Origin of the sequence: Niallia tiangongensis, assembly GCF_044704065.1 — a bacterium.
Classification (GTDB): Bacteria; Bacillota; Bacilli; order Bacillales; family Cytobacillaceae; genus Niallia; species Niallia tiangongensis.
Map to the genome: position 1 here is coordinate 1,579,858 of NZ_CP162613.1, position 24,475 is coordinate 1,604,332.

Annotated in this window: 14 protein-coding genes and 1 pseudogene; 11 read left to right on the top strand and 4 right to left on the bottom strand. The window is 36.2% G+C overall.

The genetic code is table 11. The features are described 5' to 3' along the window. Positions 1–218: 218 nt before the first annotated feature. On the top strand, positions 219–341 hold the full coding sequence (locus AB3U99_RS07525) for a hypothetical protein (protein WP_400246679.1): 123 nt from the start codon (positions 219–221) through the stop codon (positions 339–341). 228 nt (positions 342–569) lie between these two features. Continuing rightward, positions 570–677, top strand: a pseudogene (locus tag AB3U99_RS07530) (SDR family oxidoreductase); the annotation flags it as partial. Positions 678–1,219: 542 nt separating this feature from the next. Here AB3U99_RS07530 and AB3U99_RS07535 read toward each other — a convergent pair. The 4 genes from AB3U99_RS07535 to AB3U99_RS07550 form a co-directional block, all read right to left on the bottom strand. Next, positions 1,220–1,870, bottom strand: coding sequence for a hypothetical protein (locus AB3U99_RS07535; RefSeq protein ID WP_400242608.1), 651 nt, complete (start codon positions 1,868–1,870; stop codon positions 1,220–1,222). After that, positions 1,800–2,804 (bottom strand): transposase, encoded by a 1,005-nt coding sequence (locus tag AB3U99_RS07540; RefSeq protein ID WP_400242607.1) that lies wholly within the window; start codon positions 2,802–2,804, stop codon positions 1,800–1,802. Before AB3U99_RS07540 ends, AB3U99_RS07535 begins: the two co-directional genes overlap by 71 nt. Positions 2,805–2,867: 63 nt before the next feature. Next, positions 2,868–3,878 carry a hypothetical protein gene (locus tag AB3U99_RS07545; protein ID WP_400246680.1) on the bottom strand — a complete coding sequence of 337 codons (1,011 nt, stop codon included), beginning with the start codon at positions 3,876–3,878 and terminating at the stop codon, positions 2,868–2,870. Next, complete coding sequence (locus tag AB3U99_RS07550; RefSeq protein WP_400246681.1) at positions 3,847–6,579, bottom strand: family 78 glycoside hydrolase catalytic domain; 2,733 nt, start codon at positions 6,577–6,579, stop codon at positions 3,847–3,849. Before AB3U99_RS07550 ends, AB3U99_RS07545 begins: the two co-directional genes overlap by 32 nt. 272 nt (positions 6,580–6,851) lie before the next feature. Between AB3U99_RS07550 and AB3U99_RS07555 the strand changes: the two genes are divergently transcribed. From AB3U99_RS07555 to AB3U99_RS07595, 9 genes are all read left to right on the top strand, one after another. Next, positions 6,852–10,718, top strand: a complete 3,867-nt coding sequence (locus AB3U99_RS07555; RefSeq protein WP_400246682.1) for a hypothetical protein — start codon at positions 6,852–6,854, stop codon at positions 10,716–10,718. A 17-nt stretch (positions 10,719–10,735) separates the two neighbouring features. Then, the gene (locus AB3U99_RS07560) at positions 10,736–12,793 is read left to right on the top strand and encodes a beta-galactosidase (protein ID WP_400247985.1); all 2,058 of its coding nucleotides are present in this window, start codon (positions 10,736–10,738) and stop codon (positions 12,791–12,793) included. Between the two features lie 20 nt (positions 12,794–12,813). Continuing rightward, a complete protein-coding gene (locus AB3U99_RS07565; RefSeq protein WP_400246683.1) occupies positions 12,814–14,070 on the top strand; it encodes a ribulose-bisphosphate carboxylase large subunit family protein in 1,257 nt (418 codons plus the stop codon). A gap of 355 nt (positions 14,071–14,425) precedes the next feature. Continuing rightward, positions 14,426–16,213, top strand: a complete 1,788-nt coding sequence (locus AB3U99_RS07570; RefSeq protein WP_400246684.1) for a sensor histidine kinase — start codon at positions 14,426–14,428, stop codon at positions 16,211–16,213. Further along, positions 16,191–16,970: a response regulator gene (locus tag AB3U99_RS07575; protein ID WP_400246685.1), complete on the top strand. Its 780-nt coding sequence runs from the start codon at positions 16,191–16,193 to the stop codon at positions 16,968–16,970. Before AB3U99_RS07570 ends, AB3U99_RS07575 begins: the two co-directional genes overlap by 23 nt. 215 nt (positions 16,971–17,185) lie before the next feature. Then, on the top strand, positions 17,186–18,565 hold the full coding sequence (locus AB3U99_RS07580; protein ID WP_400246686.1) for a four-carbon acid sugar kinase family protein: 1,380 nt from the start codon (positions 17,186–17,188) through the stop codon (positions 18,563–18,565). Between the two features lie 42 nt (positions 18,566–18,607). Beyond that, a complete protein-coding gene (locus AB3U99_RS07585) occupies positions 18,608–19,285 on the top strand; it encodes an aspartate/glutamate racemase family protein (RefSeq protein WP_400246687.1) in 678 nt (225 codons plus the stop codon). Continuing rightward, positions 19,272–22,403 carry a glycoside hydrolase family 2 TIM barrel-domain containing protein gene (locus AB3U99_RS07590; protein WP_400246688.1) on the top strand — a complete coding sequence of 1,044 codons (3,132 nt, stop codon included), beginning with the start codon at positions 19,272–19,274 and terminating at the stop codon, positions 22,401–22,403. Before AB3U99_RS07585 ends, AB3U99_RS07590 begins: the two co-directional genes overlap by 14 nt. After that, positions 22,396–24,456, top strand: a complete 2,061-nt coding sequence (locus tag AB3U99_RS07595; protein ID WP_400246689.1) for a beta-galactosidase — start codon at positions 22,396–22,398, stop codon at positions 24,454–24,456. The genes AB3U99_RS07590 and AB3U99_RS07595 overlap by 8 nt, the downstream gene beginning before the upstream one ends. Positions 24,457–24,475 lie beyond the last annotated feature (19 nt).

The following is a 24,475-nucleotide window of genomic DNA, read 5'->3' on the forward strand; positions in this document are numbered from 1 at the left end:
TAAATCAAGCTTAAAATTTATTTAAGAGGCTGTCTCAAAAGTTTAAAAACTTATGGGGCAGCCTCTTTTCATTTGTTGGTCATAACAGATTCTTTAAAATGGAAACCTGAACCTTAGATTTGTGCACTTTTTTAACGATTGAAAATGCGAAAATAATAATATTACTATGCTTTTAATACACCTAAAAGTCTAGTATGGATATCAAGAGTTCAGAACTGATGGCAATATGTTATCCGGATGTAAAGGATTTCCGTGCATCGATTGATGGCTATCAATCTTTATTGTCAAATGAAAAAACAAAACGACTTTTTGGAGGGGTTCCTAAATATAAGTGGCGGTAGGAAGTTGATAAGGCTCTATTTGACGATAGTGACTCCATTTAAGCTGACAAGTAATATTGGAAACTTATTTATAAAAGAGATTTATTTATCGATAAATTGTAACCGAATTAAATAGAAGGATGGAAAATTATCCAAATGACAATTAAATTAAAGGGGGTTACATGGAATCATAGCCGTGGATTCCTTCCTGTTGTTGCTACATCACAGCGTTTTTCTTAGTTAAATCTGGAAGATGTTGCTCAGGCAGCACTGTTTTTAGCATCGGATGAATCAAAGTTCATGATGGGTTCACCACTGTACATCGATGGCGGAGTAGTCTCTGGCAAAAATGCATAATGAAGAGGTTATATAAACAATTGTCTATAGAGAGAATTGCTTTAAAGAAAAGGAGGAATAAATGATGAAATTATTAAATTTTGCTAGTGAAAATCGTTCATCTTAGGTATTAAAACTGACAAAGGAATAAGATGCTTTGAAAGTAATTCCTGCCTGAAAAACAAGAATACTTAAAACCAGGTGATACAATTACAATTGAGATTGAAAAACTTGGCCAGTTAACAAATGTTTTTGTGGAAGAAACTGAGAATATGCAAAAAGAGATTGCAAAGGACGAATCAAAAATTTTATCGTAAATACAGTGGTAAAGGGCATCATTGAATGCCCTTTATTATTAGTGAAAGAGTTCTTGATATGGGGCAGAAGGGCGTTAACCGTAGTGTGTTAATAACTTTGTTGGTTCAGGTACACAACAGTTTAGATGACAAATCGAAAAAAGCTTCTTCGGATATAGAAAAAAGAGTTCTCGGCACCACGGACAACTCTTTTTTAGTTGGTTCGAAGTTTTAAAAAAACTTAGACGGCACAACTAACACAATAGGTTAGTTGTGCTCGTTCCATTTGCTCTCAATATTGAGTAAATATGCATTTGGGTCCTTTTTAAACCTTCTCTGTTTTGTGTGTTCAAGTATCCGGTTATTCCACTTATTAGCTTCGTTCTTATAGGTAGAATAGTCAGCTTTCCTTATCTTATTCAAACCGTCTCGTTCATCTGTAACACCTTCAACAAAAACAATGTTTTCACCATGACGAACAATATAACGATTCCAAGTTCGACTACCAGTTATTCGCCTATGCCTTACTTTTGTACGTCTAAAGAATAGTTCTAAATCATTGTTCGTCCTAGGTAAGAGAGGGAAATCGTATATAGTAAAAAGTCCTTTCCAAAAGCCATTACTATATCTTAAAAGATTATCCACAAACGCATGATCCTCTTCCCGATTAAGCTCTTTTTTAATATGATCTAGATACTGTTTTAGTCTATTTTCGACCCAAGAACTTGTTTTATTTTCAGATGGCTCCATAATAGTGGCAATCCGTTTAAAACGCAGGTCCCAACGTTTCACAAGTTGATAATCTGAGTTAAAGTTATCAACATTACTGACTATTCTGAATAGCTTTTCAAGTAAAAGAGTCCCCTTTTTTATCCAGGCATTTTTCAATCGAGTCTTTGATTGATTTTGTTCGTTCATAGACTCGAGTACCAGGTAATTCAAACGGGGGCTTACCATCTTCCAGTAATACGGAGCGAATGGCTGCCACATAATCACTTGCGATTTCATCTTCTAAGCTTTCTGAAGGGGATTCTTCTATTTTTCTCTCGATATCTCGAATTCCCCTTAGCTTCTTTTTAATATTTGTCTTTAACTTTCGGTCCTTTTCCACTAATGGTTTGGCAATATCCTTAAAGTAATGGAACTGACAATACTGATATGGAATGTTTGGTGCGACTTTCTCAATCGCTAAACGGATTGACTGTTGCCCATCACTAATAAACCCTTGAATTGGGTAACCCCAATTAATGATGGGTTGAATAATCCCAACCAATTCTTGAGATGCACTACTCTTTAGATTGTGTGCAGCTAGGACAGTTCCACTTAGTACCTCACGGATTACATAAAGTGTTTCGTTTCCTTTTTCAGGTTGAACGCCATCAATAGAAAGGATTAATCCGTCACTTTCTTCTACGACTTTCTCTAAAATTTCTTTCGTGTTCTCTTCGACAGATGACCTAAGTAGTAACGCGTAGCGTTCATAGAGTTTTTGAACCTGTCTTTCAGAGATTTTAATCTGCTTCTCCGTTAGTATGTCGGTAATTTCTAATCGTGTTTTATGTTCTTTAAAGCGTAAATGACCAATATGAGCAATGACATCCATTCCATATGTAATATGTTTCATACTGAGTTGTTCAGCCTCTGCAGAGCGATAAACGATATGATTATCACAGGAGTTATTTTCGCATCTGTAACCTAGATTGATTACTTTAAATTCACCTTTAAGAGTAGAGATGGTTTTCCGCCATACAGGATGACAGTATGTTAATTTGCCTTCACATTTAGGGCAATGTGTAATCTCAGGAGTATAGTAAATAGATTCAACTGGATTTAACCGATTTTTTGTACGCATAAATAAACACCAACTTAAATAATTTATAAGTCTATTATAACTCATAAACATGGTTGGTGTTATTTATTCCGCGTAAGAAAAAAAATCCTTTGAAGCAGCGACAGTGATGGTTCGATATTCTGTTCCCCAGTTAATAGTTGGATCTCCATTTCTATATGCTCTACTTGAACAATAGAAATGATAAAGAACACCATTATGCATAATGACAGAAGGTTTATGGGCGAAGATTGAGTCGATTTCGCCCTCATTCCCAACTGTAATAATTGGTTCAGGATATTTCTCCCAATTAAAAAGATTCTTTGAGAGGGCAATCCCTTCCTGTGCCTTTTTGTAGTTATAACCAAAGAAGTACATTATCCATTGTTCCCCGTCTTGCAAGACGCAAGGGTCACTTACAAATCCAGCGTCCCATCGATCAGGAGAAACTTTTAAGACTGGATTATTCTCGTATCTTATCCAGTCTTTTAAATTAGTAGAGGTGGCAACACCTGTCTGCTCGATCCATCTTCCAGTGTTGGTATTTTTTGCGTTATAAAATAAATAAAATGTTCCTTCATGTTCAATCAAACATTCTTTATAGAGACCACCTTTTTCCCAATCATCTCCATTTTCAGGGATTAAGATAGGGTCTTCTAGGCGATGCCATTCCAACAAATTTTCATCCTCTGTCCATGCTAGACCAATTTTTGCGGAGCCTTCCTCATAACCGAATTCTGGATAGGCATGATATACTAGCCAATATTTATTATCCCACTTTTTTAATGTTGGGGGAGCATCAATTCGATTTTCTTTAAGCATCCAAGTCCCTGCAACGTTTTTCGAATCCCACGCAGACCCTTCATTTCTTCGTAATATAACAGCAAGGTGTTCCCAATTAAGTAAATCTTTACTTATTGCAAGAGCTGTTTGATAACCTTCCCCATCAAAGCCAACATACATCATATAAAATTTATTTTTATGTTGGAAGACAAAGGGACAGTCAACGGCGCGATAATCAAAGTTGCCTTTAATCCCTGATCCTGAAAGAACAGGCTTACCATATTTATAGGGTGTTAGGTACGATTGGATATTCATCAGATTTCTCCTTTTCATTATTTAATGGAATGCTTTCAAAATGATAGTGGCCGGAAACTATTTTTAAGACGATGCAACCGTTCTCGAAACGTTGGAACTTTACACCCTCTGCCTCATCGATTGAAACTCCATTTTCGGTAATATCTGTAATGGAGACAGCTGGGATATAAACTTCACCAGAGCAATTCGCTGGGAGTTGAACTTCTAAAGAGAGTCGATTATTATCTACAAGCTTCCAATGAGTATACATTTTGCCTGTATATAAAACTTGCTCTGTTTTAACCCATTGTAAAGTATTTTCATAGTAAGGGTTAATCTTAAATTGGTAGGCTTCCTTAATCGGATCAAACGTATAATTTAGACCCGCTAATCCGCTGTATAGCCATTCTTCTATGTGACCAAGCATAAAGTGATTTTGTGATTTTCCAACTGTTGGACCGTCCCAAGCTTCTGTTAGCGCAGTAGCACCATGCTCAATTTGATAACCATAACTAGGATAATCTGTATTTCTAGTCATTTTAAAAATAATATCGGAACGATGATTATCAGATAATGCTAATAAAACGTAACGATGGGCGATATCACCAGAGGTAGTATGGAAACCCCGTTTTACAATGTCATCTACAAGATTTTGTAAAACTTTTGATTGATAAGGATCATCTACTAAGCCTAGAGTAAGAGACATGGCATTCGCAGCTTGACTTCCAGTAGCATACTGACTAGTAAAAGGATTAAAGAATTCTTTATTATAAGCCTCCTTAATTTGTTGACTTAAAAATATATATGCTTGTGTATCTTCATTTTTATTTAGTGCTCTAGTGATTCGTTCCAATACTTGAACTAGATGGAAGAACATTGCAGTTTCGGGTAAGGATACTGGAGTATTTTGAGCAAAACCAGGTCCATTTGGTCCCACATCATACCAATCTCCAAGACCATCTTTAACGATATAATTTTTAGAGCGGTTTTTAATGAAATGGATGTATCTTTTCATATTTTCATAGTGATCCTGAAGAACTTTACTATTGCCATATTTTTGATACATCATCCAAGCTGCTAATATATACGTCGCACCCCAAGAGACGGAATGTCGGAAGATATCCCAAGGTTCTTCAAAGACTACGTATTCTGGGGCGGTTGTTGGAATCATTCCATTTTGAAGCTGAGCATCCTTAATGTCATCAAGGACTTTCGAGAGTAAAGATTCCACTGGATAATTATAAATAAGGGGAAGCCCCATTAAATGCACTTGTTCAAGCCAACCTAATTTTTCTCTATGTGGACAATCGGTGAAGACACTTTTCGTATTACTTAATATGGCCCAGTTAATTAATTCGTGCGTTCGATTTAATAACTCATCGGAGCTTTCAAAGTCACCACTATTCTCAAAGTCCGGGTAAATCATTTGGCCTTCTAAAGAGAGTAATTGTGGTAAATTACTATTTTCAATAGGGAACCCTTTAGGAATGGCTCCTTCCATTTGTACGTATCTGAATCCAGAGTAAGTAAAGCAAGGATTCCAGGTTTCTTCACCTACACCCTTTAACGTATAATTTAATTCATACGGAGAACCAGTCCATGTTTGATTAGGAGATCCATCTTCATTTACTAATTCTGCTGGTGTCAGTTTAACAGTCATACCTCGAAAGCCTTTAACTTTTAACCTTATCCAGCCAGAAAAATTTTGTCCCAAGTCAGCTACATAAACGTTTGGTTTAATTTCTTTCATTTCAACTGGGTTAAACGTTTTCATTATTTTCAATGGAGGAGTTTTCTGTGCTCTTAATTTCCCCTTTGGCGGGACCGCCTTCAAAGCTGGCTTCCAAAGATCATTTACAGAGAAATTAGCAGTATCCCAACCAAGCTGCTCTAAACGGGCATCATAATCTTCTCCTCCATAAATACAAGAAAAAGTAGTAGGACCGAGAGAAGATAGCCAATTAGTATTACTGGTAATAACGGATCTTGTACCGTCATCATATTGAATCTCTAATTGTGCAATAAAAGTTGGTTCACCGAAGGAACCTTTGTATTTTACATATCTTCCACCAGTAACATTGTAGAATCCGTTACCAAGAATAACGCCAATAGTATTAGTTGAAACCGATAAATAGTTAGTTACATCGTAAACGGAATAAAGGCATGTTTTATTATAATTGGTCCAGCCTGGCTCTAAAACTCTATTTTCAACCTTGGAGCCATTTAGCCGTAATTCATAGTGACCGAGACCAGAAATATAAATTCTTGCTTGTTTTACTGGCTTTTCAATGTTAAATCCGTACCTAAATAGAGGGATAGGCTGAATCTCATGACCGTCCTCCATAATGTGTTTTGAAATCCATTCAGCAGACCAATCGCTTTGATGTAATAATCCCATCTCCCACCAAGTAATTTGGCTTTCCATCATTTTTTTGTTTTGGTCCCAGGCTTGTATTTTGCAAAAATATCTTTTGCGAGATACAAGTGGTTCCCCTTGAAACAGTACATTAATATTTCTTCTACTTTTTACGATACCACTGTCCCAAATGGTACCCAAATCGTCTTCTAATGATTGTTCATTGTCTGAAACAATGATGCGGTATGCGGTTTGATAGTTTCCGCGTTCCTTTGATTCTGCAAAGGACCAAGAGAAAGCAGGCTGTTCACAGTCTATTCCTAATGGACAAGATTGATTTTCAATTAAAACTGTCTGTATTTGCACCTCTACATCCCCTTTCTAAAAAAGATTAGGCACTTTGTATTATCTTATCAAGAGTGAAAAGCAAAATATTATACTTTATTTTAAGAAAAAGGTATTCATTCTTAAGATAATGGTGAATAGCTTTTATTTTTACTTAATATTAAGAGTTTTGATTAAAAATCATCGCTATTCTTGCAATGATTAGAAGGAATAGAATAAAAGAAGAATTAAATAACCCTTTATGTGAGCGGTTAATGTTTGAGGTGACTCTAATAATAAAAGGAGTGAAATATATGAGCTTGGAGCATATTCGAAATAGCTTTATCAAGATTGATCATCGCTTTGGTCCTGTACCCTTTTGGTGGTGGAGTGCTGAAGAAGTAACAGCTGAGAGGGTTCGCTGGCAAATGCAAAAGTTTCATAGTGGGGGCTTGCGGAATATAGGCATTATGAATATTGCACCGACTGGACCACAGTATGGCAGTAAAAGTGATAACCCGGCATATTTTTCTGAACAATGGTGGAATATGTTTGAAGTAGCCATAAGAGAAGCGGAAAGACTAGGAATGAGAATCTTTTTTTATGATCAAATTGGATTTTCTGGATCTAATTTACCTGCAAGAATTGTAACGGAGCACCCTGAATACACTGGATGGGCTTTAAGGCGTTTTTTACATGGAGAAGAAATTCCAGAAAAATCAAATGTTTTATTGGAAAATGATGAATATATATATGCGGCTGTTGTTCAAGGCTTTAATTGGCTTAATCATGACGCCGCTGCCATGCTAATTGATCGCGTCCATGGAGAGTTTGAGCGTCGTTTTCCAAATGATCTGGGAAAAACAATCGGTGGAACTTTTCAGGATGAATTGCCACCTCTACCATTATGGACACCAGAAATGCCGGAGTTATATTTTAATAGGTATAAAGAGAATTTGATTCCTCAACTGCCTTCGTTATTTGATGAACTGCCAAAATCAGCAGAAGTTCGCAGACGAGTCTATAAATTAGCAGCAGGTTTAGCTGAAACGTCTTTTTTTATTCCGTTATCGGAATGGCATAAAAAATATGACCTTCTCTTATGCTGTGACCAAGCTGGTCCTGCAAGGAGAGCAGATGTACATGGTGCCCAGCGTCTTTATTTAGATTATTTTCGAACACATCGATGGTATAGTGCTGCTGGTTCTGACATGGAAGGGAATGCAAAAGTCCATTCTTCTATGGCACATTTACATGGCGGAAAAAGAGTTTTTCTAGAATCCTTTCATACAAGTGGTTGGGGAGGAACACTTGAAGAAACGATGCACTGGCTAATACCTTGGTTGCAAACAGGGGTAACGCTTTATAGTCCACATTCCGTTTATTACAGTACGCGAGGGGGATGGTGGGAGTGGGCTCCGCCAGATACGGGCTGGAGGCAACCATATTTTGAACATTACTCCGTGTTTGCCAATACAATCAGCAGAGTGTGTTCCTTACTAACAGAGGGAACCCACATCGCCGATATTGCGGTCCATTATCCATCTGAGGCTGCATGTGGTTTCATGAGTTTAAGTGATGGGGATGCGAATGAACATCCAATGTCTGTTTCTAATAAAATGCCTAATGATGCTATGAAGCATATACATGAAACGTATGAAAGCATTGCGGGTAGCTGGAATCGTAGAGATCAGACAAAGCTTGGAATTATTCGTAAGCTAGGACATGATTTTGATATTGTCGATGATTCAGCACTTCAAAAATCATCTGTTGAAAATAAGAAATTAAAAATTGCAGAGGAGCAATTTAGCGTACTTCTGTTATGTGGTACAACGATTATGGATGAAGAAGCTCAAACAAAGTTAGAAGCATGGATTAATCAAGGTGGCTGGGTAATTGGAGTTGATATTCCAGATAATGATCCTTTCATTCCTGGAATAACGTTTGTAAAAACAGCTGAAGAAGCGATGGAGTCGATTGAAAAACAAATCCAGAAGCGTGTGAAAGGGAATGGCTTAACCTTACAGCGGAGAATAAATGATACGGATGTATTTTTACTATTACCTGATAACGGAAAGTTATTAAAAATGCATGAACCGGCGAATCCTGATACCACTATACAATCTAAAGGTACTTATCGTTTAAAAACAATTGGTGAACCGGAATTATGGGATCCGGTAACGGGACAAATGGACCACCTCGACTACAAGCGAGATGGTGAGTGGATAGAGTTAATTGTTCCATTTGAATCATGGCCGGCAGCAATTATCGTTTGTCCTGTCAAACAAGCAGCTATTAATGTACAAAATGAACCAATCTCTAATGACGAAATTAAAGGTTCATTCCCAGCTGATATTGGATCATTTTTCGAGCAAAAATATAAAGAAATTCAAAATGATAATTGGCGGGTGCTTGCTGTTCCAACTCTAGATAACCGCTATGGTGATTTTGATTTACATGGAGATAATCTAAACTTTCTTTCCATTGAACGTAGGCAGTTTAAGGTAAAACAAGAAATGGATGAATGTTCTGGAGAAAATGGAAACTGGCATCAAACATACTATGATGATTCTTCCTGGGATGAGCGTCTATGGACGGAATCGGCTTATTGGTTAGTAAGTAATGGACTAGAGTTTGATGAAGAAAATGCAAGACCGGTTGTTTACAGTAATACATTTGGGGACTTAAAGTTTCGTACATGGGCAGGGCGTATGGGGAGAATTCCACGAAGATTTTTAAATCTAGGAGAAGTGAATAAGGGTGACTATGTTTGTGCGAAAACTAGTGTAATTGCGCCTCATGAAGGTGAATATTGGATCCGAATGGAAAATAATGCGGAGATAAAGGGATGGATTAGTGGAAAAGAGATTAATTGGAACGGAGGGCCAGAGGAACAGACAGCCTCGATTTATTTAAAAGAAGGCGCTAACGAAATCCTTATTAGAGCAAAGGCAATTGTAACTGGACTCATTCGAGCTGGAATAGAAGTAAATGTAGAAGAACGTCCTAGCTTACCGAAGTGGATTTATGCCAGCAAACCAAACTCTAAATCACAGTTTGTAAAGTATATTACAACTAGCTCAGAAACTCCTATTCAAAAGGTTCGTTTAGTTTTTGCAGCTAGAGGACTTGTTGCACTGTATGTAAATGGAGAAAAAGTAACAGAGCATGGAGATTTTAATCCATATATTCGCCAAGGACAAGAAGAGGTTGATGTAACAGCACTTTGGAAGGATGGAGAGAATGAAATAAAGTTTCTTCTTCCAGAAGGAGAGGGGGAAGTACTTGCCGATGGGATAATCGAGTTTTTCTCTGGAGAAGAGATAGAGTTTTGTACTGGAAAAGATTGGAAAGATGAAGAAGGTAACCCTCCTGAAATTTTACATGAAGCGGTCTTGCAATTTGCAGAAACAGAAACGTTATGGATAAAACATCGTCCGCATCCATTACCTAATGTTGGATGGTTATTACCAGATGCTGTTCCAGAAGCCAAACCGCTGCCATTCCATTATGATCCTTCTAGAATTGGAAAGCCAATTTGGATGCGTTTTCCATTACCAGTGGGGGCTAATAAAATGAAGTTATCTTGTGATGGTGACTATCGTGTGTGGATTAATGGGAAGGAAAGACCCGTATCAAACAACAGTGTCTCATTTACACCTCAGTTAGCAGGAACGATAGCGGCAATTCGTATTGTACCTACAGGGCCATATTCTGAAGCAGATGCACTTATAGAGCCCATTCGTTTTGAAACTGCTCCGATAGTTGGAGAACTTGGGGATTGGAGAACAAAGCTAGCGTTACCACATCATAGTGGTGTAGTGGAATATGAACGAAAAATTGAATTAAGTGGTACAAAAACAGCTGTGCTCGATTTAGGACATATTCGTGGAACAGCAGAGGTATGGTTAAACGGAAAACCATTAGGAGTTAGAGCGTGGAGACCATACCGATTTAATCTTTCTAATAATCTCGCTAAAGGTCCACATGATTTAAGGGTAAGAGTGACTAATACTCTAGGAACACATTATGAAGTTGGAAGACCATCAAGTAATGTTGGAGGCAATTTAGACGCAAAGGTATCCTACTGGAATGAAGCAGAAAAACATATTAAAGAAAATTGGTCTAACCTTTTTGCTTCTGGCGGTTTATATGGACCTGTTCGATTATATGAATCATAAAGAAAGGAGTGGTTACTATTTTAAGTACAAAACTACCTAAAATGTTTTATGGTGGAGATTACAATCCAGAACAGTGGTCAAGAGAAACATGGGAAGAAGATATCAGAATGTTTAAACTTGCTGGCATTGATGTCGTTACCTTAAACGTTTTTACTTGGGCATTAAACCAACCAGATGAAGAAACCTATCACTTTGAATGGCTCGACGAAATCATTGATTTACTCTACAGTAATGGGATTTATGTTTGTTTAGCAACAGGTACTGCTAATCATCCTGCGTGGATGGCAAATCGCTACCCTGATGTTTTATCTGTTGATTTCGCCGGGAGGAAAAGGAAATTTGGGTTTAGGCATAATAGTTGTCCGAATAGTCCTACTTATAAAAAGTATGCCAAATTGTTAGTAGAAAAGCTTGCAAATAGATACCAAAATCATCCTGCAATAGTTGTTTGGCATGTAAACAATGAAATGGGATGCCAGTGTTATTGTGATAATTGTGAAAAAGAATTTAGAGTGTGGCTAAAAAAACGGTATGGAAGTTTAGAAGAATTAAATAAGGCATGGAATACTCGTTTTTGGGGACATACTTTTTACAGTTGGGAAGAAATTGTTCTTCCCAATCTGTTAAGTGAACACTTGGATGAAAGTAATCCTAATAAAACAGCATTTCAAGGGATTTCATTAGATTACTATCGCTTTAATTCTGATAGTGTTTTAGATCGATATTTAGATGAATACGAAATCTTAAAGAAAACCACACCGAATATTCCAATAACAACAAACTATCATGGTCATGCAACATACAAGCCATTAGATTATTTTAAATGGAGTAAGTATGTTGATATCGTTGCTTGGGACAATTATCCAGCTTTTGATACCCCAGAAAGTACAACTGCTTTTAGACTTGATATGATGCGTGGTTTCAAAGATGGAGATCCTTTCATGATTATGGAACAAACTCCAAGCCAGCAGAATTGGCAGCCGTATAATTCTCTAAAAAGACCAAGAGTAATGAGATTATGGAGTTACCAAGCGATAGCGAGAGGCGCAGATACGGTCATGTTCTTCCAATTAAGAAGATCATATGGGGCTTGTGAGAAGTATCATGGTGCTGTAATTGAACATGTAGGTCATGAGAATACAAGAGTATTTAAGGAAGTGGCGGAACTTGGTGCTGAGTTACAGCAGCTTGGAGAAATATTATTGGATTCCCGAATTGATACAAATATTGCACTATTGTTTGATTGGGAAAATTGGTGGGCAGTAGAGTTCTCAAGTGGTCCAAGTGATCAGTTAAAATATGTGGAGGAAGTTCAAAAGTATTATAAGGCATTTTTCTCGAAAAACATTGCAGTTGACATTATTAATGCAGAAGCAGATTTAAGCAAGTATGATCTTGTAATTGCACCTGTCCTATATATGGTCAAAGATGACCTTGATAAAAGGATTGAACAATTCACTAGTAGAGGGGGGACATTTGTAACCACTTTCTTTAGTGGAATTGTAAATGAGAATGATTTAGTCCATCTTGGTGGATATCCTGGAAAACTAAGAAATCTTCTAGGAATCTGGGTAGAAGAAATGGATGCCTTATATCCAGGGAAAACCAATCAAATCGTAATGAAAAAAGAAATAAAAGGTTTTAAAGCAACATATGAGTGTGGAATCTTATGTGATTTACTACATACAGAAGGTGCCGAGATTGTTGCCGAATATGGAAGTGATTTTTATAAGGGTATGCCATCATTAACACGAAATAAATTTGGAAAAGGGGAAGCGTGGTATATAGCTTCCAGTCCTGATGCTGAGTTTATGGAGAACCTAATAAATCATCTTTGTAATCAACACAGTATTAAACCTATATTAAAGACACCTTCAGAAGTGGAAGTAACAAAGAGAACAAAAGATGGAAAGTCATTCACGTTTCTTCTTAACCATAGTGATGAAGTAAAACAAATACATTTTTCAAATGATACCTATGAAGATATTATTACGAAGAAATTATACCACGGAGAAGCCATCCTTGAACCAAAAGGAGTTCTAATTATTACGCCAGTAGAAACAGGAATGGATTAATAGGATAGGAGGAATAGGATGTGAATCAAAATAGGCTTTTAGCCAGATATCGAATAGAGACTGCTTACTCATTAGATCATGCTGCAGGAGTAATAGCGGGAGAACAATCAACAGGAACGTTCATATCTGTACCTGGAGAAACTGCTTCTTTAAAGGAAAGATTCGGCGCAATGGTGGTAAGTATAACAGAAACAGGTGAAGTTATGTCTCCTTCATTGCCAGGGGGGGAAGTTCCTAATAATCATGATGGAGTGTACAAACAGGGGGAAATTGTCTTATCCTTTCCAATAGAAAATTTTGGACCATCCATACCAAATCTCTTGTCAGCGGTAGCAGGAAATCTATCAGAATTGCAGGAACTATCTGGACTAAGGTTGTTGGATATCGAAATTCCTCAAGAATTTTCTAAAGCTTACAAAGGGCCGAAATTTGGTATAGAAGGGACAAGAAAGCTGACCGGAGTTTATGGAAGACCAATTATTGGCACAATCGTGAAGCCGAGTATTGGACTTCCATTAGATCAATTAGAAAAACTAGTAACAGAACTAGGTTTAGCAGGATTAGATTTCATTAAGGATGATGAACTTAACTCAAATCCCGCCTTTGCCCCTTTGGAAAAAAGAGTAGAGGTAGTGATGAGAGCTATAAATCATGTTGCTGATAAAACTGGAAAAAAAGTGATGTATGCCTTTAATATTACAGGAGACATAGAGGAATTAAAACGTAATCATGATATAGTTGTAAAGGCTGGCGGAAATTGTGTAATGGTCAGTATCAATAGCGTTGGTTATACAGGACTTACCTATTTAAATAAATTTAGTGAAGTGCCAATTCACGGACACCGAAATCAATGGGGAATGCTAACTCGATGTCCAATGCTTGGAATGGAATTTACGGTATACCAAAAGCTATGTCGTTTAGCCGGAGCCGATCATATGCATGTTAATGGTTTAAATGGAAAGTTTTATGAAAGTAATGAATCTGTTGTTCGTTCAATCAAAGCTTGCTTAGAACCTATATTAGATGGTTATAGCTCCATGCCAGTTGTTTCTTCAGGACAGTGGGCAGGAACAGCTACAGATACTTTTAAGGCAGCAGAAACAGTAGATGTTATGCACTTAGCTGGTGGAGGGATTCTTGCACATCCAGATGGTGCTGCGGCAGGTTTTGAGAGTATGCGCCTTGCTTGGGAAGCAGCTGTTCAAGGAAATTCCTTAGACAATTATGCAAATAAACATGATGTATTGAAAAAAGCAATCGATAAATTCTCTAAATAAGCACAAAATAAATGTCCATTTTTCACTAAAACCTGAAAAATGGACATTTATTTCTTAAATTTGAACAATAACAATAGAAGGAATGATAAGATAAAATAATGAAAAAGGAATAGAAAGCGTTTTATCTCTGATTTTAAAGAAAATAAGCGATTTTGACACTTTATGTAATTATAGGTAGAAAAATAAATAATAAATACGATATGATAATAGTATCTACCTATAAAACAATCAACAGAGATGAGTTAGAAAAAAATCTGACACTTTTCAAGACATAATAATAAGCTTGTGAATTTAAAATTTTAGATGAAAAGCAGTGATAATGATGAAAAACTTCATTAATTGGATAGTAAAAACAATGACTATCCATAAAAAAATGACCATTGTAAAAAAAATGTTTTTAGGATATATCTTGCTTGTTTTCCTTCCAGTGGTACTTTTTGGTTCAACGTTTCTCTATATGTCACACAAAAATGTAATCGCTAACATTTTAGCGGGGCAACAAAGTCTTCTTAACCAAGCTGCTAATAGTTTAACGGTCAGTTTAACACAGGTAGAATCTACCTATCCTCTATTTCAAAACAATCCACTAGTTATCGATTATTTAACTGGGCTATATCAATCGGAGGGTGATCAAGTTTATCATTTTTTGAAAGATATCCGTCCTGTATTTTCATTTGCGTATTCTGCAAATGAATCTGTAAAAACCGTTCGATTATATGCAAAAGACAAAAATATTATGCCGGTATCTGGTGAAATCGAAAATATAGATATTTTTCCTTCTAAACAGATATATAAAGTCATTGATAATATGCCGATGAACAAGGGGAGTTGGATTCCATTAAAACAGGAAATTTCCAATATTCCTTATATATCTTATTATACAAAAATCTACAATGAGAAATATTCACAACAATTAGCTGTATTGGAAGTAATTGTTAGTGATCAGATATTAGAGAATTTTATTAAAACAATGGATAGTGAAAATAAAGCAGAGGTCATTATTGTAAAAGAAAACAATATTTTCTATCAGAGTAAAGGAGATACATTAGATAGTGATAAAGTATTGGAGATATCTAAAGTAATAAAAAAAAATAATAGAAGTTATCTCTATTGGAAAGACGAGAAGATTTTAGTTAATACTGTAAATTTACCGAAATTAGGCTTGGATTTTTATTTTCTTAGCCCAAGAAATGAAGTAATTCCAGATATGCTTAACAAATCCTTGCTATCGAGTATTTTCCTGCTCATATTATTGTTTGTTCTTTCTGTTATTTACTATGTTACCGCTTCGATGCTAACGAGTAGGGTTCTAAAATTAGCGTCGCATATGAGAAAAGTTGATCAAAACAACTTAACCCCAATGGATGTGGGTGGTTATGAAGACGAAATAGGTTATTTAACTACTTCATATAATTCAATGATACAGCGGATTCATGACCTAATTAACAAAATTAATCTAGTGGAATTAATGAAGAAAGAAGCGGATTATTTAGTCATGCAAGCGCAAATAAAACCACATTTTTTATACAATACTTTAGAATCTATCCGGATGATGGCTGAAATTAATGATGACCAAGAAGTAGTAGAGGCAACGTATACTTTTGGGAAATTGCTCAGATATAGCTTATCACCAGGTGGAAATGAAACATGGTTAAGTGAAGAAGTTGAAAATATTCTATATTTCTTGAAAATACATAAAATCCGAATGATGGATCGATTGCAATATGATATTCAAGTAGATTGCAACATTGAAGAAATTCGTTGTCCACGCTTCATCCTACAGCCACTTGTTGAAAATAGTATTGGACATGGTCTTGCAAAAAAGCGAGATCAAGGTTCTATCAAGGTTCATATATACCAAGAAGATCCTTATTTACATATTACTATTTCAGATAATGGTGCTGGTATACCTGTTGAGAGACTTGGAATTATAAAAGGAGTATTAAGTAATCAGCTTGATAGAGCTTTGCTCCAAACCAAGGATTCAGGTCTGGGGGTCTATAATGTAAGTGAAAGAATTAAGGCGTTTTTTGGTGGAGAATCATGTCTAGAAATTGATAGTATTCTTGGTGAAGGAACAATATATAAGCTTAAACTAAAAATAAGAGGGGGAAATATTGATGTTAAAGTTGATGATTGTTGATGATGAACCATTAATACAGAGGGGGCTAATGAATATTATCGAAAAGGGCAGTACTCCCTGTTCAAAAATTGTAAGCGCTTGTAATGGGTTTGACGCGCTAAAGAAGCTAGAAAAATTTAGACCAAATTTAATCATTACGGATATTGAAATGCCTGAAATGACAGGACTTGAGCTTATTAAAAATGTACAGGCAAAAGGATTTTGTGATCGATTTGTCATCTTAACGGGTTATGATGATACTTCCTATTTGCGTCAAGCGATACGTTCAAAAGTGATTGACTATTTATTAAAACCGATAAATAAAACAGAATTGTACGATGTTCTAAATAACTTATCTGTTGAATTATTGCATGAAGAAAATAGGGAAAAAGAATCTGTAACTGTTTCAATTGCTGATTCTTCTATGCCAAACTTAGAATATAGCAATATGTCAAAAAACGTAAGGGTGATTATTAAGTATATAGAAGAGCATTATAATCAGGATATTTCTTTAGACCAATTAGCAGATCATGTGTTTTTACATCCCAATTATATTAGTTCTCTGTTTAAAAAAGATACCGGATTAACTTTTATCCACTATCTTCATTTATATCGAATTAAGAAAGCGAAGGAATTAATGATCAAGGATAAAGAACTATCCTTTCAACAAATCTCGGAAATGGTAGGATATGAAAACGTTCGCCATTTCTTTAATGTTTTTAAAAAATATAGTGGGGAAACCCCTGGGAAGTTCCGTGAACTCTATAAAATACACTAAATTAAATTTACCTTTAAAATGAACATATGAATCTTAGATATGTTCTATTTTTTTGGAAATCATCACATGTAAAAATAAAAGTAACACCTCTTAGATTATAGGCTACTCCAGATAAATATTGTAAACCTGTTTATTAGATAACATCATGACGAAAATGAATCATGTTATGTCCGAGTTCGTTTTCTTTTAGAAAAAAACAAATGGGAGGGAGTAAGGTGGATAGCAGAAGGAAGTGGATTGGCTTCTACGGCGATGATTTTACAGGTTCCACTGATGCTTTGGAAGCCCTTACTATGAATGGGGTGAAATCGATTCTATTTCTTGAACCCCCTAATGAAACGCTGCTACAAAATCAGCGGTTTATAGACTTTAAAGCAATTGGAATTGCTGGAATAAGTAGGGCACTTTCGCCTAGAGAGATGGAAAACGAGCTTTTGCCTGTTTTTGAGAGTTTAAAGAATGCGAATGTGGAGATATGTCATTACAAAACTTGCTCAACTTTCGATTCTTCTCCTGATATAGGAAGTATAGGAAAAGCGATTGAGCTTGGTTTACAGGTTTTTCAGAATCAAAGGTTTTGCCCTTTGATTGTTGGGGTGCCAGCCCTCAAGAGGTATACCGTTTTTGGCAATCATTTTGCGACAATGGAGGATGGTACTTACCGTTTAGATCGTCATCCTATCATGTCAAAGCATCCAATAACACCAATGGACGAAGCCGATTTAAGTATTCATCTTAGTAGGCAGACATCAGCGGAAATAGAATCAATGAATTTGTTAGAACTAAATGGTTCCAATTATGAGATTGACAGAATACTTGAATCGAAGATAAAGAAAAACAATGAAGCACCAGTTATTCTGTTTGATGTTCTAACGAAAGAAATGCTAACTAAAATCGGTATTGTGTTAGTAAATGAAACACAAAAGAATACGATTTTTACGGTGGGGTCATCAGGTGTGGAATATGCTTTGACTGCCGTTTGGAAGGAGAATAGCCAATATGACTTAAAGGAGCAGAAGTGGTCTAGTTTAATGCCTGCTGACCCTCTTTTAGTTGTTTCTGGTAGCTGCTCATCCGTAACTGAAAAGCAGATAGGTTATGCATTAGAGCATGATTTTTACGGGATTAAGGTGGAAAGTAGTAGCATTATTAATCTTGAAAAGAGAGCAGAAGCTTGTCTTCATATTATACATGAAGCTTCAGAAAAACTGGAAAAAGGAATTGATGTCGTTATTTATACTGCACTTGGTCCTGAGGATTCAAGTATTGAAATGACGAAGGGACAGCTAGTAGAGGCAGGGGGAAAACAGACGGACACTAGTAAAATTCTAGGTGAACAATTAGGGGAAATAAGCAAAGAAGTAATTAAGAATACGAAGATAAAAAGAATAGCTGTTGCTGGTGGAGATACATCTGGATATATAACAAAAAATCTGGAAATTGTGGCAATGGAAATGATTAAACCAATTACACCGGGGGCACCTTTATGTTTAACCTATTCTAATAATCCAATTTATGATGATCTTGAAATTACTTTAAAAGGTGGTCAAATGGGCAGTGTTGATTTTTTCGTAAAGGTGAAGAATATAACCTAATACTGTTTCATGAAGTTATCTATTCATAATTTAGGAGGGTTTATGATGGTAAAAGTTGTTGCAGTTTATACAGGTCAAGGCTTATCAGATCCTTTAAAGAAAGTATTTGATAAACAATTACCGCATGCAAAATTGATTAATATTATCGACGACAGCATTATTACAGAAGTTGTTAGTGAAGGGAAAATCACAACAGCAGTTAAGAAGCGATTGTTTCAATATTATCAGAATGCAGTAGATATGGGAGCAGACATGATTTTGAATACTTGTTCATCGGTCGGGGAAGTAGCTGACATAGCTCGTCCATTTATTGATATCCCAATTGTTAAAATGGATGAAGCAATGGCAAAGGAAGCAATTGAGCATTATGGAACAATTGGAGTTATCGCTACATTGCCATCAACATTAGAGCCAACAATTAGATTGATTCACAAGCATGCTGAAACAGGTGGTAAAAAAATAAAAATAATCAATGGTCTTGCAAAAGGTGCCTATGATGCTCTAATTAATGGCAGACCAGATCTTCATGATCAAATCATATTAGAAACAGCAGTTTCTTTAGCCAAACAAGTAGATGCAATTGTCCTTGCTCAAGGATCAATGGCGAGAATGGAAAATGCATTGTATGAACACACTGGTACTCCTGTATTATCCAGTCCGACTAGAGGGGTAAGTGAAATTAAACGTTTATTAGGAGAATCTTTACATGCAGAATTATAATCGGGATATACAGGACTGGGAAAACCTTAGTGTTCTTGGCAGAAATGTTGAGCATCCTCATGCACACTTTACCCCTTATCATAATTGGGAATCTGCCCTTCTTGAGGATAAGGTGCTATCGCCTTTTTACATGCTGTTAAGTGGACAATGGCATTTTCAATATGCAAACTCACCTAACGAAATACCAAAAGGGTGTTATGAGGAAAATTTTAATTGTGATCATTGGGATACAATTAAAGTACCTGGGAATTGGCAAATGCAGGGTTATGGACGTCCTCTTTATAGTAGTAGCAAATATCCATATCCAATCGATCCACCATTCGTACCAAAACAAAATCCAGTTGGTTGCTATCTTAAAAGATTCTATCTTCCAGAAGGCTGGAGTAATAATCGCACTCATTTGGTCTTTGAGGGAGTTGATTCTGCTTTTCACTTGTGGGTAAATGGCAAGTTTATTGGATATAGTCAAGGCAGTCACTTGCATTCTGAGTTTAATATTACAGAAGCACTAAGAACAGGGGAGAATGTTGTCGCTGTTCAAGTTTACCAGTTTTCAGACGGAAGTTATCTTGAAGATCAGGATAAGTGGCGATTAAGTGGAATATTTCGAGATGTGTACTTGAGTGGAGCTCCACAAGTTCAAATTCGAGATTCTTATATTACGACTGAATTAGATAGCCAATATCAGCATGCTGAATTGAAACTAAATTTTGAATGGAATAATAATACTCACAATATAAGTACATCCAGGAGTATAAGGATTTCCCTTTTAGATCATAAGGATAGAATTATTCTTAATCAAACAGAAAAAGAAGTCATTTTAAATCCAGGAGAACATCGGAAGGAAAAATTGAATCTCTATGTTGAAAATCCTCGTAAGTGGACTGCTGAGGATCCATATTTATATAAGCTTTTATTAACAATAGTTGATGAAGTTGGAAATATAGAAGAAGTAGTAAAGTTTAATGTTGGATTTCGGAGTGTTCATATCAAAAAGGGGCAACTTTTCGTAAATGGCAAGGTCGTCATTCTAAAGGGAGTAAACCGAAACGAGTTTGACCCTGAACTTGGATATGTTGTAACAATGGAATCGATGATTAAGGATATTAAATTAATGAAACAACATAATATTAATGCTGTCAGATGCTCTCATTATCCAAATGATACAAGGTGGTTAGATTTATGCGACCAGTATGGTTTATATGTAATAGATGAAGCAGATCTTGAAACACATGGCTGTCATTTTATAGGTAATGAAGGTCATCTATCTCAGAATCGTGAATGGGAACACGCTTACCTTGATCGAGTTGTCAGAATGGTGGAAAGAGATAAAAACCATCCTTCTATTATTATCTGGTCTCTTGGGAATGAATCAGGTTATGGCTGTAATCATGATGCAATGGCAAAATGGGTTCGTACCCATGATCCAACAAGACTGATCCATTATGAGCGTGCAAGAGAGGCAGAAGTTGTCGATATCGTTAGTGTTATGTATCCTTCTCTTGAAACTCTTATCGAAGAAGGAGAAAAAATGAATGAAGATAGACCGTTTCTTATGTGTGAATTTGGACACGCAATGGGAAACTCTGTCGGTAATTTAAAGGAGTATTGGGAGGCAATTTATAAATATCCAAGACTTTTGGGTGGGTTTATTTGGGAGTGGACTGATCAGGGGATCCTCCAACAAAAAGATTCAGGAGAAAAATGGTATGCCTATGGTGGGAACTTTGATGATTATCCAAATAGTGGGCATTTTTGTATTGATGGTTTATTGTTTCCTGATAGAAAACTAAAGGCGTCTATTCTTGAATATAAGAAGGTTATTCAACCAGTAAAAATAGAAGTGATAGATTCTATAAAAGGAGTAGTTTGCGTATCGAATTATTACCATCATTTAACGTTAGAGCATTTAAGAGGAACTTGGAGATTGTACCAAGATGGTATGGTAATCCAGCAGGGAGAATTGTCCAGGTTAAATGTATCGCCTGGAAGTAAAATGAATATACAGATACCATTTGATTCCAATCTTGTTAAGCCTGATTCAGAGTATTGGCTACATATAAATTTTAGTCTTCGTGAAGACAATTTATGGGCAGAGCAAGGGCATGAAGTAGCTTGGGAAGATGTCTCTTTATTACTAGAAGAAAAATCAGTGGATTTAGGAAAGGGAAGTCTACCTTCTCTAAGAAGGAAGGAAGATGCTGAGACACTTTCTATCCTTGGAACAAATTTTAAAATAGATTTTTCAAAGAGAGATGGAATAATGAGGGCGATGGAATATTTGGGAGTATCGATCCTAAAAGAGGGTCCCAAAATTAGTTTATGGAGAGCGCCACTTGATAATGATGTGAACTTAAAGAAAGATTGGGTAGAGGCTGGATACAATCGGTTGGAATCTAATCAACTATCATTTTCATCAAATTACGTAAATGATGGCACCATTCGAATCGATTCATTTTATACGTTAGGTGCCAATGGAGAAGGTATTTGTTTCTATCTATCCAATCATTACACGATTTATGGGGATGGAGAAATAGATGTGATAACTTCTTTAAAACCAGTAGAAAATAGAGCGCTTCCACCATTACCTCGATTAGGTGTTTATTTGAAGTTGACAGATGAATATAATCAGTTTGCATGGTTTGGTCTAGGACCTCATGAGTGCTATTCCGATCGTAAAGAAAGTGGGAAATTAGGTATTTATAAAGGAACAGTAGAAGAACAATTTGTTCCATATATAAAGCCACAAGAAAATGGCAATAAGGCAGAGGTTCGATGGGCAACTTTAACTAATAAAATGGGAATCGGATTAATGTTTAGTGGAGTGCCACTTATCAATACAAGTGTTCATCATTATACAGCAGAAGATTTAGCGGCAGCTAAAAATGTGGCTGATCTAATTAAAAGAAAGGAAACAATTGTAAACATAGATGACGAGCAAAGTGGAATTGGAAATCATAGCTGTGGATATGCTCCTACTCTTTCTCAATATTTACTTGACGCAAAAGAAAGGATATTTAACTTTAAAATGAGACCAATATCTTTAACGATGGAATCTCCAATGAACCTAAGGAGAAATATGGTGAAAAGTGAGAAGGAAGTGACCATAAATGTTTAATAAAAAGGTTTCTAAACTCCTTTACGGAGGAGATTATAATCCGGAGCAATGGCCAAGGGAAATTTGGGATGAAGACATGCGACTATTTGATCTTGCTGGCATTGATATTGCAACACTTAATGTTTTTTCTTGGGCATTAAATCAGCCTGATGAAAATACATATAACTTTGAATGGCTGGATAAGGCAATGGATTTACTGCATAAAAATGGTATTCATGTTTGTTTAGGAACAAGTACAGCAGCTCACCCTGCCTGGATGGCAACAAAATATCCAGATGTTCTTATAGTAGATTTTGAAGGACGAAAAAGAAAGTTTGGACGCAGACATAATTCATGTCCGAACAGTCCTACTTTTAGAAAATACTCTCAAGCTATGGCTCAAAAATTAGCAGAAAGATATAAGGACAACCCAGCATTGTTATTATGGCATGTTAACAATGAGTATGGAGTGCATTGCTATTGTGAAAATTGCGAAAAAAGTTTTCGTGTATGGCTAAAGGAACGTTATGGAACATTAGAGGAGTTAAACCGTGCATGGTACACCCGATTTTGGGGTCACACTTTTTACTCATGGGAAGAAGTGGTTCTTCCCAATGTGTTAAGTGAGCATTTGGACTTAAATAATCAGGATGTGACTTCCTTTCAAGGGATATCACTGGATTATGCTAGATTTATGTCAGATAGTATTTTAGATTGCTATAAACTAGAGCGAGATGCCATAAAAAAAATCATTCCCGATGCCGTAGTAACAACAAATTTTCAAAGCAATGGAACGTATAAACCTCTTGATTATTTTAAATGGGCAAAAGAACTAGATGTTATTGCCCTTGATAGTTATCCTACAAATGATATGCCGATGAGTCATACAGCGATGAGATACGATTTAATGCGAGGCTTGAAGGATGGAGATCCTTACCTTCTCATGGAGTCATGTCCAACCCAGCTAAATTGGAAACCACAAAATGCATTAAAGCGCCCTGGGATAAATAAGCTTTGGAGCTATCAGGTAATTTCGCGTGGTGCAGATAGTGTTATGTACTTCCAGCTTAGAAGATCTGTAGGAGCTTTTGAAAAGTTTCATGGTGCCCTAATTGATCATGTGGGTCATGAGAATACAAGAGTGTTTCGTGAGTGTGCTGAGCTTGGAGAAGAATTAAAAGTACTCGGAGATAGCTTCTTGGGAGCTCGTGTTGAATCAAAAGTTGCTATCCTTTTTGATTGGGAGAATTGGTGGGCAATTGAATACTCTAGTGGTCCTACGGTGGAATTAAAATATTTAAATGAAGTTCAAAAATATTATGATGCTTTTTATCAACAGAATATCCAAGTAGATATGATTGGAGTTGATACTGATTTAAGTAAGTATGATGTAGTTGTTGCCCCAGTTTTATATATGGTAAAGGAAGGCTATTCAGAAAAACTAACTGAGTTTGTAAAAAAAGGTGGTACATTTGTCACCACTTTCTTTAGCGGCATTGTTAATGAAAGTGACTTAGTTACATTAGGCGGTTATCCAGGCGAGCTACGAGAGCTTCTTGGAATTTGGGTAGAGGAAATGGATGCGCTATTCCCTGAACAAAAAAATAGTATTGTGATGAAAGAGAATGTCGGAGAATTATCAGGAACATTTGAATGTGGAATTTTATGTGACTTGTTACATGCAGAGGGAGCTGATGTTATTGCTGAATATGGAAGTGAATTTTACAAAGGGATGCCCGTCATTACGAAAAATAGGTTTGGAAATGGAGAGGCTTGGTATATAGCATCGAGTCCTGAACATGATTTTTTAAAGGAGTTACTTTCCCATATAAGCGCACAAAAAGGGATTAAACCTTTATTAAAGACTCACGAACAGGTAGAGGTTAGCTGTCGGAACAAAGACGGGAAACAGTTCTTCTTTATCATGAATCACAATGAAGTGCCCACAATTGTAAATTTAGGGAAAGAGCTTTATCGAGATTTACTTAATAATCAGGCTATAAGTGGAGAAATAGAAATTGCTTCTAAAGATGTTAAAGTTCTTGAATATCAATTGGAAAAAAACAACGAGTAAATAAGAATAGACAGTGTAA